This is a genomic window from Methanosarcina horonobensis HB-1 = JCM 15518 (genome assembly GCF_000970285.1).
GTDB classification, from domain to species: domain Archaea; phylum Halobacteriota; class Methanosarcinia; order Methanosarcinales; family Methanosarcinaceae; genus Methanosarcina; species Methanosarcina horonobensis.
The window spans coordinates 3,651,299-3,664,144 of record NZ_CP009516.1; the positions used below are offsets into that span (position 1 = coordinate 3,651,299).

Below are 12,846 nucleotides of genomic sequence, written 5' to 3' on the forward strand. Positions count from 1 at the left end.
CTATAAAAACCATAAAGGACAGATGTATAGATCATAAAGGACAGATGTATAGATCATAAAGAACAACAGACTTAAGTAGATAACGAACGCGAATACTCTAAAATTGTGGTTCTTAATTTTAAAAGATATTAAAGGAAATTTTGACATGGATTCTGGAGAACCAAAGGACAAATCCTTCGAAAAAGAAGGAAAAGAAAAAAAAACTGAGTCCGAAGAGGGATCAGTTTCTGGGGACATGTACGTGCTGGACGACTCGGGGAGTGTGGCAAAAGAAGAGGTCAGCAACGAAATTCTTGCAGCCGAACTTAATGAGTGTGGACTTGATCTTCTGAGGCTTGGCAAGTTTAAGGAGGCAATAGTTGCTTTTGAGAAAGCAATTGAGAAAGACCCGGAGAATATTTATCTTTTAAACAATAAGGCGGCAGCTCTTGAGAGCCTCGGAAAGTTTGAGGAAGCTCTCAAACTCTATCAGGAAGCAGTTAAGATCAATTCCGAAGATGCGGATCTCTGGAACAATATGGCTTTTTCTTACTCCCAGGTAGGAGAATACGAAAAAGCAGTCGATGCCTATGGGAAAGCTCTTGAGCTCAAGCCGGATTATCCTAACGCATGGTATGGAAAAGCCCTGAATCTCAGCCAAGCAGGAAAATACGAAGAGGCTATTGAAGCCTATGGGAAGGTCTTAAAAGAAAATTCGGACTACAAAGAAGCCTGGGCAGGAATGGGTATAGCTCTCGGGCAGATGGGAAACTACGATGAAGCAATAATTGCATACGATAAAGCGCTTGAGATCGACCCGGGTTTTCTTGAAGCCTGGTACTATAAAGGAGTGGACCTTGACAGCCTTGGCAGTTTCAAGCAGGCTCTGAAAGCCTACGAAAAAGCCGTGGAGATTGACCCCAAAAATGATGATGCCTGGAATAATATGGGCATAGATCTGGAAAACCTGGAAAGATATGACGAAGCAATCAACGCTTTTGAAAAAGCAATCGAAATAAATTCCGAAAATTCCGACGTCTGGTACAATAAAGGCTTTACTCTCAGCCAGGTGCAGAGGTTTGAGGAAGCTGTCGAAGCCTACAGGAAAGCTATACAGCTTGATCCTGAGTACCTTGAACCGTACTCAAGTCTGGGTTTTGTACTGGCCCAGCTCAAGCGCTTTGAAGAAGCCCTGGAGATCTATGAAAGAGCTCTTAAGCTTGATCCGGAAGCTGCAGACTCCTGGTTTGGAAAAGCTATCTGTTTGAGTTTCCTCGGTCGCGAAGAAGAGGCTGAGGATGCGTATCGAAAGGCCGTGGAAATCGACCCCAGGTACGCTGAGATCGGAGGAGACATTCAGTAATCCGGAGAGAGTTTTTCTTTTCCGGACCTTATTTTGGTGATTTCACTATTACTCTCTTTTTTTACCTACACTCCTTTAAACTCATTGTATACTCCTACCCAGCAGCTGTAAGTAAACGGAAGCAAATTTACCTGCACCTGTTCAAGGTTAAACACAGGCTCGGAGTATCTGGATTTTTTAGATTTACTGACTGGAAGACGTTATGTGTGAAAATTGGGGATTTGTCACAGGCAATAAGTCATATTTCACCCACTTCTGGTGAAAACAAGAGAAAAAAAGAGTATAAGATGCGGATAATTGACCATCCTTCCGGACAGGAGAGACCTCAACCGCTCCTTTCTGAAAGCTCTAAAGGTTCTCTTGCCGCCCGCCTGGCAGACACCCTGATGAATGAAATCGTAACTAAATGTGATTGCGGAATCGATCTTCATACAGGAGCTATCCACCGCCCCAACCTGCCCCAGGTTCGAGTAAACCTGGATACAGAAGGTTCGGAAAACCTCGGAAAAGCCTTCAACGTACCTGTAGTCCTTGACTCGAAGCTCAGGGACGGATCCCTAAGAGAAGAAGAAATTCTGGGGTTTATCGTAGATCCATTTGGCGGGCCAAGAGAAATGCCGATAACGACAGAAGAGGAAGGTATCGTAATCGGAAAAAACAACCTTCCACTGGTAAACGAAGGAGATACCCTTTTCCATATAGCCCGTTCGAGAGAATAGAACTTGTAGAATCCCAGCTTGAAGAATTTATGAGCCTGAAAGAACCTTCTCAGGATATTGTACAGAGTCGGAGAGACATAGTCAATTCCGGAAGAACCTGAACCCTCCCCGAATGGTTGCAAAGATTTGCTTCCAAATTTATTTTTAGCTTATTCTGTAGCTCTTTTTTAGATTAATTCTGGTTTCTGAGATACCCAATAACTGAAAAAACCCAAGAGTATAAAAAAAGAGGATTCTGGCAAGAAAGCAAGAGTTGGAAACGAAGAGAATAGCTCTATATATCGGAAACACTTTTCAATAGAGATATATCTCCCTTTAAATTTAAAAAAACTCCCCCACAGGGCAGAGCGGATGAAAGAATGAAAGGATGGATTCTTTATAAGAGTACAGCTGCCGAATTGAGGCCCGACCTGTACGAAATTCACCGCTTCATTGAGGTTGCGGGTGAGAAAGAAATAGAACTCAGAGTTGTAAAGCCCGACCAGTTCGACCTGATTGTAACAAGGGATGACAGAAAAAGCATACTCCTCGACGGAGAAGTTGTCCCCCTTCCGGAATTCCTCCTGCCGAGAATGGGAGCAGGCACAACCTACTTCGCGCTTGCGGTCATCCGCCACCTTGAACGCCTCGGAGTCCGCGTATTTAACTCTTCGCAGAGCATTGATACCGTCAAGGACAAACTTTACTCCCAGCAAATTCTGGCAGAAAGAGGAATCTCCTCCCCCAATACGATGTTTGCTAAAAACCCGGTCAATATAAACCTGGTTGAAAAGTACCTGGGCTTTCCCCTCATAGTAAAAGCCCTCTCCGGTTCCATGGGCAAAGGCATTTTCCTCTCGGAAAACCACGACAACTTCCGTGACCTGATGGAACTTATCCACGTAACCAACCCAAATGCAAACATAATCCTCCAGGAATTCGTAAAATCCAGCCTGGGGCGAGATCTCCGCGTCCTCGTAATCGGAGGCCGGGCAGTAGCCTGTATGGAACGAATAGCTCCGGCTGGCAGTTTCAAGTCCAATTACTCCAGAGGCGGAGAAATCCGCAAATTCGAAATGACTCCGGAAATAGAACAGCTGGCAACCGAAACCGCCCGCACCTTCGGACTCGATATAGCCGGCATAGATCTCCTCTTCGACGGCGACCATTTCAAAGTCTGCGAAGCTAACTCTTCCCCGGGCTTTGAGGGGCTTGAGGAATGCTGCGGGATTAATGTTGCAGGGATGATTTACGATTTTGTAAGAGAAAAGGTGGGGGAAAAGTAAAGGTTAACTCGTTTCCGGCTTATATTCAGAAAAATAGCCTATTTCAGTCCAGTGTCTACTTAGCGTTGTTCAAACTAGCAAGAGAAGCAGTTTTTTCCATCCAGACCTACTGTAATATTGAAGGTCTCACTTCTGTCTATCATACTCCCGCCGTAAGAGAATCTATGCCCATAGTTCTTTTTGCGGGGATCCACATCCATCCCTCCTCCTCTACCCGAATTACGCACATAAGAATATTCAATTACTCAATGAAAGAATTCCATGTTGCTGAGGGGTTTGAATTAAGAACTTATACAGCGAATTTCTGCTTGAAAATCTGAACTTTGGAATTGATTTTCAAGTCTTTTTTATATTTTGGCGGTGGCGGAGAGCTTGCTGTACTTCTTTGAAACTTGATCAATTCAGTTTTGTCTGATCCGTTTGATTTGATCTATTCAGTTTGTTTTTTCCCACCACATCTTTACCCTTGTGGACCACCCTCTCTGAATGAGGGTTTCATTCTCTGTTTCAAGTACACCTTCAAAATAGTCCCTCAGGATAGCTTCCTGAGTATCGGAGTTTGCATTGTAATATGACTTAAAATCCTCAACAGCTTCTTCAAGGGTTGTAAACCTGTGGATATGCTCAAAGGGAAAAACGCTTATATTCGGGTAGATTCCCATGTCATAGAGCACGTTATAAAGAACATCGCACTTGGGAGCTGGCTGGTACTCACTCCCGTGAAGAAGTGGCCAGAGTTTCCGGGAATGCATATCCCAGGAAGTTTCCCCTGCAAACCAGTAAAGATAAACGTACTTCGAAGAAGCGTCCACCATCTTCTGAACTGAAGTCCGTATGTCTTTCATGCCCAGGGAATAAGAAGCAAAAACCACATCATAAGGAGCGGAAAGGTCAGACTCGACATCAACGGCTTCCCAGTTTTTGTGTACAGGGTCGATATTTTCGATTCCGTACTCTTTGATGTTGTCCTGCATAACACCCATCATGCCGTCCGAAGGCTCTACAGCGGTTACATGGGCTACACGCTGTGAAATCGGAATTGCAAGGGTTCCGGGACCGGCTCCTATATCGAGGACCCTGGAGTTGGGAGAAAGCTTCATGCCCTCAATTCTCTTCTCGGTTATTTCCCTTGACTTCTCATCCTGGAACATCCTCCAGAAGCGTCTGGCGTTTTCCTTACTGTACCATATGGTCGAACAATCTACATTCCTGTTGGATTTCACCTGTTTTTCCAGTGTCTCTTTCCAGATTTCGTTCCAGTCAATTCCTTTTGACTCCATTCTACAACCTCAATAATATTTATTCGGGAAGGACCCGTATTACTAAAATAATTTAAAATAGCAATATATATACCTTCTTCAGATGAAGTAAGTTACTTTTGGATGGATTTATCCCTTAATCATCACAACAGAATCAGGATTAAAGGTAAGTCTTCGATTTTCACTTCACTGTTATGGTTTAAGTTTCAGGTATTTCGGCCGGATCTTCGGGAAGAGGCTCCTGTTCAGGGAGTGTCAGGTTCTCTATAGGAGTCGGATCAGGTATATTTCCGGGAGTTTCAACTCCTAGCAGGGTTATGAAAACAACAGGTTCATTTCTCATTACTTTTCCCTCATTAAAAAAAAGAGATTACTGAGAAATTCTACTGAAAATAAAGAACCGTTTTTAAAGACTCTGTTATAAGACTCTCTTTAGATCTATTTTTAAAGCTTTTTCCTTTAAGCGAAGATTTCCAGAAAATGGGAGGTTTTGAACCTCAGATCTTGATCAGTACTCCAGGACTTCACTCTTCCTCCACTACTATCACAGTTCCTCTCATAGAAGGATGAATCGAGCAGTAGTACTCATAGGTGCCCGGATCTGTAAACAGGAACTCATACGAGCCTCCCTGTGCCAAGGATGGAGACCCGAAACTGGTACCCGTACCTTTAACTGTATGGGCAATCGGGTCTAGGTTCGTCCATCTTACGGTTTCACCAGCGGATACTGTAACTGTTTCCGGGTTAAAGGAAGAATTAACAATTGATACCTCGGTAACTCCGGATTCATTGGAAGTACCAGGCATTTCACCCTGAACTGGAAGTATAGGTGTTTCTTCTGGAACTGCCTCTTCTCTGACCGGCTCTACAGGTTCTTCAACTGGTGTTCCGGCTTCATCAACTAGCTCTTCGGCCGGAGTCTCAGCTGGCTCAGGTTCTTCAGCACCATCTTCTGCGCATCCTATTGCCAGGAACACGCTGCATAAAACTAGCAAAATAACTAATTCTCTTCTCATATTTTCCCCCATCAAAATTAGTGATTTATAATTAATTTTTGATTTTATAATAGTTCCTACCAGATTCTGAACATAGTTCTTTCTCAATACAGGGAAAACTCTGCAGATAAAAATTAAAGAAACAGCCTGTTATGCGAATTTTTACGGATAGGAAGGCTGGAAAAGAGTTGCTTTAACTTTTGCTCTATGACAGAATTCTGATGAAGCAAGAACTGATAAATAAAACCGTTTTTAAAGGCATTCTAGTTGAAGTGAGACTTCCGGTCAATTCCAGCATATTCGGCATATTCCGGTGTTTCAGGTCTTGAGATTGCCATTTATCTTTGTAATGACCCTATTCCTTCACCATTATTCCCTATACCTTAGGGTCAATCAGTACAAGGACAAAGTTCCTTATCATGGAAATGCAAATGTGCTTCCCATTTCCGGTTGTTGAACTAAGACGCCACAACTTTCGCCATATACTTGAGAGTTTACATAGTAGTGCCGGAGTATAGTGAAAGGATTAATGGATCAGACAGAATCCTGAACTATCACTTAAACAATTCATCACTCGCTAGGAGTTACCCGAATTACTCCGGGCCTTTCTGTGGTGGTTACAGTTTCAGTATCTGCTTCCTCTGCAGCTGTAATCTCCTCTTCAGCTATAATTTCCTCTTCAACTGCACCCCCTTCTTCGGTTACAGTTTCGATTTCAGTTGCATTCATTTCTTCAACCGGAGTTACGGCTTCAACCGGAGTTTCTTCTATGACTTCAGTTACTTCTACTACTTCCTGAACTGGAGTTACGGCTTCAACCCCGGTTACTACTTCAACTTCAGTTACAGCCTCAACTGGAGTTCCTTCTTCAGCTGGTTCTTCTTCAGCACCATCTTCTGCACATCCTATTGCAAGGAATACGCCTAACAGAACTATTAAAACAAGCAGTGCTTTTCTCATATTTTCCCCCCATGAAATCAAATGCTTTATAATTAATAGTTCTATTTTATAATATCTCCTGCTAATTTCTGAACATACTTCCTTTTACGGTCCAGGATTTAATTAGGAGCTTAAGGAGCTTAAACTTGACAATATTAAATACCAACCTAAGATGTTAACTTAAGATAACTTAAGATGTCAGTTTAAGATTTACTTACCACTCGGACTTTACCTTCAAAAACCAAAAAAAATATGTTCCAAAAAGAGATGCTGAAAAATGTAACAGGACAGAATAATAGGATAGAATTGTAGGATAGAATTTAACCTAAAAAAGTAAAACCGTTTTTAAAAGCTTTCACGTTGAAGTGAAATTTCCAGAGTTCCGAAGTTTCACTAATTGAGACTGCCATTCATCTTCGTATCGGCTTTGCCCTTCACTGTCATACTCTATTACCACTTAATTACCACTAAATTTGGGTGAACTGTGTACGATAATAGAGTCCCCTTTTCCGGTAAATGTGAACTTGTATTTTTTTTTGACTGTTGGACTAAAGACCGTAATTATAGCTATTCATTACTATGCATTTGAAGTTCACATAGTAATACCGAAGTACAGCGTAGAGGATTAATAGATCAGGCAAGGTCCTGACTTACTTCTTAAATGATTGATCACTGGGTAGGAGTCACTCTAATTACTCCAGTCCTGTTTGTCCCAGCTGGAGTTTCTTCCTCAACAGGAGTTTCGCCTTCGATTTCGGTCTGATTTTCCTCTCCAGTTGGAGTAATTGCTTCGACCGGAGTTACTTCTTCGACCGGAGTTTCTTCTATGACTTCAGTTACTTCTACTACTTCCTGAACTGGAGTTACGGCCTCAACCCCGGTTACTACTTCAACTTCAGTTACAGCCTCAACTGGAGTTCCTTCTTCAGCTGGAGTTACTGTTTCATTTGGCCTCTCGGTACCTGCACATCCTATCGCCAGGAATACGCCTAACAGAACTATTAAAACAAGCAGTACTTTTCTCATACTTTCCCCCCATGTAAATTTGAGTGCTTTATAATTAACATCCTGGTTTTATAATTATTACTGCCAGTTTCTGAACACAGTTCCGTTATTTAGTTCATTTTTTGTCTACGGATGAGATCTGGATTTATCCAGAGAATAATTATCCGAAGAAATCTAAAGAATCTGAAGGCAATTCAGAGAATCTTTTTCTTTCGAAGGTTTGACCGTCATTAAACTATAATACCGGAAATTCCAGTATAATTAAAGGACTCTTTTTCGGGGGGAGAGCATGAAAATTAAATCCATTAACCCTTATACTGAAGAAATAAACTGGACTTACGATGCATTATCTTTCGGAAACTGCGAGGATCAGATTGAAAAATCCAGGGCTGCTTTTTCAGGATGGGGTTCTCTTTCGGTTGAGGAAAGAACAGTTTATATCGCGCGGGCAGCCAAGGTGCTCAGGCAAAACAGACGGGTATATGCCGAGATTATTACAAAGGAAATGGGAAAGCCGATAAGGCATTCCCTTGCAGAAATCGAAAAATGTGCATGGCTCTGTGATTATTATGTAGCAAATGCTGCAGGGTTTCTGAGAGACGAAATTGTAGAAACAGAAGCCGAAAAGAGCTATGTTACCTATGAGCCCCTGGGAGCTGTTTTAGGGATTATGCCCTGGAACTTCCCTTTCTGGCAGGTTTTCAGGTTTGCAGTGCCCACTCTGATTGCAGGAAACGTATGTCTGCTAAAACATGCCTCCAATGTCCCAGGGTCAGCTCTTAAGATAGAGAAGGTCTTTACCGAAGCAGGGCTGCCTGAAAACGTGTTTAAGACCCTGCTGATAGACGCTAAAACTGCCATGGAAATCATTGATGAGGATCTTGTAGACGGGGTTTCACTTACCGGAAGCGTGGGAGCCGGTTCTGAAATAGGAGAGATTGCCGGAAGGATGATCAAGCCTTTCGTGCTGGAACTTGGAGGGTCTGACCCTTTTATAGTGCTTGAGGATGCAGATATAGACCGGGCTGCAGAGGTTGGAGTGAGAGCCCGCTTCCTCAATGCCGGGCAGAGCTGTATTGCTGCCAAGAGGTTTATTGTCATTGAGGATGTTGTTGTGGATTTCATTGAGGCATTCGAACTGCACATGCAGGAATTGAAGATCGGAGACCCAATGGACGAAGACACTGATATTGGGCCTGTAGCAAAAAAAGAGTTTCTAGACAACCTTGAGAAAGTCCTGAAGGATGCAAAAAAGAAGGGAGCAGAACCTCACGTTTACGGAGAAGAGTATGAAAAGGGCTATTTCTTCAGGCCGACCCTTGTCCCTGCAGCCAGTACTGATATGAAAGTTCTCAACATGGAAGTCTTCGGACCTATTGCGCCAGTGGTTATGGCAAAGGATGAAAATGATGCAGTGAAAATAGCAAACTCCACAGAGTTCGGACTCGGAGCCGAAATATGGTCTGCAGACCTTAAAAGAGCTGAGCGGCTGGCAAAAAGAATCAGGTCAGGCTTTGTAACCATCAATGGGAGAGTTAAGTCCGATCCAAGGTTACCTTTTGGAGGGACAAAGAAATCCGGCATTGGAAGAGAACTTTCATATTATGGACTCAAAGAATTTGTGAATATAAAGACCATCGTGGTCAATAAATAAAAACTAGTAACTGGGAAAAAATGATTGAGGGCAGGACTAAGTCCAGATTAAGAAACCTGATTGAAAACTGATGAAAAACTTGCTTAAACAAAAACCATTAAAAGAATAAACATTGAGAAAATAAATTGAGGATAAAGTCGAATAACATCAGGATTAAGAATTCGGATCAAATAAATTGGAGTTTTTCATGAAAGCTTCGGACCTTTTTGTTGCCCAGCTAAAAGAGGAAGGTGTGGAATATATTTTTGGACTTCCTGGAGAAGAAAACCTTGCCCTTCTCGAATCTCTGCGAAACTCGAATATCAAACTGATCATAACAAGGCATGAACAGGCTGCCGCATTTATGGCTGCAGCTTATGGAAGGCTGACAGGAAAAGCAGGGGTCTGCTTTTCAACCCTCGGGCCGGGAGCAACAAATCTTGTTACGGGTGTTGCCCAGGCCCAGCTTATAGGAGCTCCCTTAATCTCCATATCCGGACAAAAAGCGCTGGTAGACAACTGGCAGGCCCGTTTCCAGCTTGTAGATGTTGTCAGGATTATGGAACCGCTATGCAAGAAGGCTGTATCGATTTTCGATCCCGGGATGATCCCCACAGTAATCCGAAATGCTTTCAAACATGCAGAAGCCGAAAAGCCCGGGGCTGTACACATTGAGCTTCCCGAGGATGTGGCTGAAGAGGAGACCGATGCGGTTGTACAGAAACGGAGCGAAATCAAAATTCCCTATCCCGATCCCAAAGCTGTTGAAATGGCCGCAAGCATGATCAGCGAAGCCGAAAACCCTCTTATTATCGTTTCTTCCGGAGCTAACCGAAAGGCAGTTACTGAAGAGCTCGAATATTTTGCCCGAAAGACCGGTATCTACCTTGTGCATACACAGATGGGAAAAGGGGTTGTCCCTGATGACTGCCTTTACAGCCTTTTTGCTACCGGAATCCATGCAAGAGATTACGTAAACTGCGGAATTGACGGGGCAGACCTGATAATAACCGTAGGCTACGATATAGTAGAATACCCTCCCTACCTGTGGAATAGGTATCTGGATAAAAAGATCATAAATATAGATTTTGTGGAGTCAGTGCCTGACAGATATTTTAACCCGGCAGTAGAAGTAATAGGAGATATTGCTTCCTCTATCCGGCAGCTTGCCGCAAAAATTCAGGAAAAGAGGGAGTTTCCTTTCTTTGAAAATACAAGGACCTTTATTGAAGAAAAAATCAATTCTCCTTTCAGGAAAGGCTACCCTCCACTCCCCCAGGAAGTTGTACGGAGTGTGAGAAAGGTGCTCGGGCGTAAAGATATCATTTCTCTTGACAACGGGATATACAAACTCTGGTTTTCCCGACTTTACAAGACTTACGCCCCCAATACAGTGCTGCTGGACAATGCCCTGGCAACAATGGGTGCAGGCTTTTCAGCAGGGCTTGTTGCAAAACTTCTTCACCCGGAACGCCGCGTACTTGCCGTCTGTGGAGACGGAGGCTTTATGATGAACTGTCAGGAGCTTGAGACTGCAGCCCGTTACGGGATTCCTCTCGTTGTACTTATCCTGAACGACAATGCCTTCGGCTTCATTAAGTGGAAGCAGAAGAAAATGCACTTTGAAGACTTTGCTCTGGATTACGGAAACCCTGACTTTGCACTCCTTGCTGAAAGTTTCGGGGTAACAGGTATGAAAGTAAAAGAAACCGATGACCTGACAGAGGTTCTCGAAAAAGCCTTTTCTCTAAATAAACTGGTGGTCATCGAATGCCCTATCGATTACTCTGTAAACTATGAAACCTTCTCTATAGAACTCGGAAACCTTGTGTGCAAATTCTGATAAAAAATTTCTGTATTTCTGAGGTGGATACATTACTCTAAAAACCCGAATTGAAAGAGATTCTCTGGGAGAACTCGAAGTTCCCGAAGAGGCCTATTATGGCGTCCAGACTCAGCGAGCTCTATGTAACTTCCCTGTCAGCGGGCACAGGCAGAGACCGGATTTTATCAGGGCATATGTTCAGATAAAAAAAGCTGCAGCCCTTGCCAATATGGAACTGGGAGCTCTTGATAGAGACAGAGGGAACGCTATTGTGGCGGCTGCTGATGAAGTGCTTGCAGGCCTGACCGGACGGTACTCGGACCAGTTTCCAGTAGATATTTTTCAGGCTGGGGCAGGTACTTCTTCTAACATGAACATAAATGAGGTTCTTGCTAACCGGGGACTTGAACTGATGGGCCGGAGCCGCGGAGATTATGACTTCCTCAGCCCTAACGACCACGTGAATATGGCTCAGTCAACCAATGACACATTCCCGACTGCTTCCTGTATAGCTGTTATTTTTGCAGCTGACAGGCTTCTTGATGTACTGTCTTCACTCTCGAATGCTTTTCAGGAAAAAGAGCGCGAATTCTCAAGAGTTTCCAAGTCCGGCAGGACTCACCTTATGGATGCCGTGCCTGTGACTCTTGGAGATGAATTCGGAGCTTATGCAGCTGCTCTCTCCAGAGCTTCCCACCGGATACAGGAAAGGCGAAACGATCTCCTGGAGCTTCCTCTTGGAGGCACTGCAACAGGGACAGGGGCGAATACAAACCCGGGATATAGAGAACTGGCAATCTTAAAACTTTCCGAACTCTGTAATTTGCCCTTAAGAAAGGCAGACAACAGTTTCGAAACCCTTCAGAGTCGAGCTCAACTGTCAGCTTTTTCGGGGGCTCTTAAGGAAGTTGCAATAGAACTTATACGGATAGCAAATGATCTCAGACTCCTTAATGCGGGCCCCACTACCGGAATTTCAGAAATAGGGCTTCCATCTGTACAGCCTGGCTCGTCCATGATGCCCGGGAAATACAACCCTGTAATGGCTGAATGTCTGGATATGATAGGTTTCCAGATTATAGGTAATGATACAGCAGTTACTCTTGCAGCCCAGGCAGGACAGCTGGAACTCAATGTTATGACTCCTGTAATAACCTCAAATATCCTTGAGTCCATTGACCTGCTCACCAGTTACCTGCCAATCTTCCAGAAACGCTGTGTAGAAGGGATTCAGGCTCATGAAGAAAGGTGCAAAGCCTATCTTGAATTTAACCCTATCCTGGCAACTTTTCTCACCCCTAAAATAGGCTACCTTAAAGCTGCCGAAATAGCAAACGAGTCCCTGGACAGAAGATTACCTGTTAAGGATATTGCGATAGTGAAAGGAATTTTGAGCAAAGAAGAGGCTGATAAGCTATTAAAAACTGAAAAACTATTAAAAAAGAACTGATATTAAAAAGGTATATGAGGGGCCTTAATTAAGGTACCCTTTTCTTTCAAGCCAGTCAACTTGCGGTCTTGTATACTTCCAGATGACATCAGCTTTTGAATCCTGGATTTCCCACGGGTTTGCTATAACAACGTCACCCTCACGAATCCACATCTTTTTATTTTTGGAGCCGGGAATCCTGCCCATGCGGACAATCCCGTCCATACACTGCAGTGTAACTCTTTTTGAGCCAAGTAAACTTGCTACTGTTGCCAGGACTTCGTTTTTATCCTTACGGGGAGTGCGTACTCTTGTTACTTCAGGAGTATCTCCTGCATTTACTGGTTTGTTTGATCCTGATTGTCTTTTTCTTACAACACTTCTATAATTAGCCAGATTAATTCCTCCTTTATTGATTTTGTTTCTAATTGTTTG

At 43.4% G+C, this 12,846-nt stretch carries 13 protein-coding genes; 6 read left to right on the forward strand and 7 right to left on the reverse strand.

Going from position 1 to position 12,846, the window contains the following annotated elements; translation table 11 throughout:
- Nucleotides 1–145 precede the first annotated feature (145 nt).
- The 3 genes from MSHOH_RS15950 to MSHOH_RS15960 all read left to right on the forward strand — a co-directional run bounded on the left by MSHOH_RS15950 (nt 146) and on the right by MSHOH_RS15960 (nt 3,326).
- Nucleotides 146–1,342, forward strand: a complete 1,197-nt coding sequence (locus tag MSHOH_RS15950; RefSeq protein WP_048141112.1) for a tetratricopeptide repeat protein — start codon at nt 146–148, stop codon at nt 1,340–1,342.
- 206 nt (nt 1,343–1,548) lie between these two features.
- A complete protein-coding gene (locus tag MSHOH_RS24745) occupies nt 1,549–2,061 on the forward strand; it encodes a succinylglutamate desuccinylase/aspartoacylase family protein (RefSeq protein WP_048141114.1) in 513 nt (170 codons plus the stop codon).
- A 359-nt stretch (nt 2,062–2,420) separates the two neighbouring features.
- Entirely contained in the window at nt 2,421–3,326 is a 906-nt protein-coding gene (locus tag MSHOH_RS15960) for an ATP-grasp domain-containing protein (RefSeq protein WP_048141116.1), read from the forward strand.
- Between the two features lie 74 nt (nt 3,327–3,400).
- On the opposite strand, the gene MSHOH_RS25740 is transcribed toward MSHOH_RS15960, so the two are convergent.
- The 6 genes from MSHOH_RS25740 to MSHOH_RS15980 form a co-directional block, all read right to left on the reverse strand.
- Nucleotides 3,401–3,526, reverse strand: coding sequence for a hypothetical protein (locus tag MSHOH_RS25740; RefSeq protein WP_269848523.1), 126 nt, complete (start codon nt 3,524–3,526; stop codon nt 3,401–3,403).
- Between the two features lie 234 nt (nt 3,527–3,760).
- On the reverse strand, nt 3,761–4,606 hold the full coding sequence (locus tag MSHOH_RS15965) for a class I SAM-dependent methyltransferase (protein ID WP_048141118.1): 846 nt from the start codon (nt 4,604–4,606) through the stop codon (nt 3,761–3,763).
- 178 nt (nt 4,607–4,784) lie between these two features.
- A complete protein-coding gene (locus MSHOH_RS24025; RefSeq protein ID WP_158024210.1) occupies nt 4,785–4,928 on the reverse strand; it encodes a hypothetical protein in 144 nt (47 codons plus the stop codon).
- A gap of 181 nt (nt 4,929–5,109) precedes the next feature.
- On the reverse strand, nt 5,110–5,601 hold the full coding sequence (locus MSHOH_RS15970) for a cupredoxin domain-containing protein (RefSeq protein WP_048141120.1): 492 nt from the start codon (nt 5,599–5,601) through the stop codon (nt 5,110–5,112).
- 549 nt (nt 5,602–6,150) lie between these two features.
- On the reverse strand, nt 6,151–6,540 hold the full coding sequence (locus tag MSHOH_RS15975) for a hypothetical protein (RefSeq protein ID WP_048141122.1): 390 nt from the start codon (nt 6,538–6,540) through the stop codon (nt 6,151–6,153).
- Nucleotides 6,541–7,188: 648 nt separating this feature from the next.
- Nucleotides 7,189–7,545, reverse strand: a complete 357-nt coding sequence (locus tag MSHOH_RS15980; protein WP_048141124.1) for a hypothetical protein — start codon at nt 7,543–7,545, stop codon at nt 7,189–7,191.
- Between the two features lie 268 nt (nt 7,546–7,813).
- On the opposite strand from MSHOH_RS15980, the gene MSHOH_RS15985 reads away from it, so the two are divergent.
- The 3 genes from MSHOH_RS15985 (at nt 7,814) to MSHOH_RS15995 (ending at nt 12,432) form a co-directional block, all read left to right on the forward strand.
- The gene (locus MSHOH_RS15985; RefSeq protein WP_048141126.1) at nt 7,814–9,178 is read left to right on the forward strand and encodes an NAD-dependent succinate-semialdehyde dehydrogenase; all 1,365 of its coding nucleotides are present in this window, start codon (nt 7,814–7,816) and stop codon (nt 9,176–9,178) included.
- A 187-nt stretch (nt 9,179–9,365) separates the two neighbouring features.
- Nucleotides 9,366–11,000, forward strand: coding sequence for an acetolactate synthase large subunit (locus MSHOH_RS15990; protein WP_048141128.1), 1,635 nt, complete (start codon nt 9,366–9,368; stop codon nt 10,998–11,000).
- 64 nt (nt 11,001–11,064) lie between these two features.
- A complete protein-coding gene (locus tag MSHOH_RS15995) occupies nt 11,065–12,432 on the forward strand; it encodes an aspartate ammonia-lyase (protein ID WP_239451393.1) in 1,368 nt (455 codons plus the stop codon).
- 24 nt (nt 12,433–12,456) lie between these two features.
- On the opposite strand, the gene eif1A is transcribed toward MSHOH_RS15995, so the two are convergent.
- Complete coding sequence (eif1A, locus tag MSHOH_RS23010) at nt 12,457–12,807, reverse strand: translation initiation factor eIF-1A (RefSeq protein WP_082089383.1); 351 nt, start codon at nt 12,805–12,807, stop codon at nt 12,457–12,459.
- Nucleotides 12,808–12,846 lie beyond the last annotated feature (39 nt).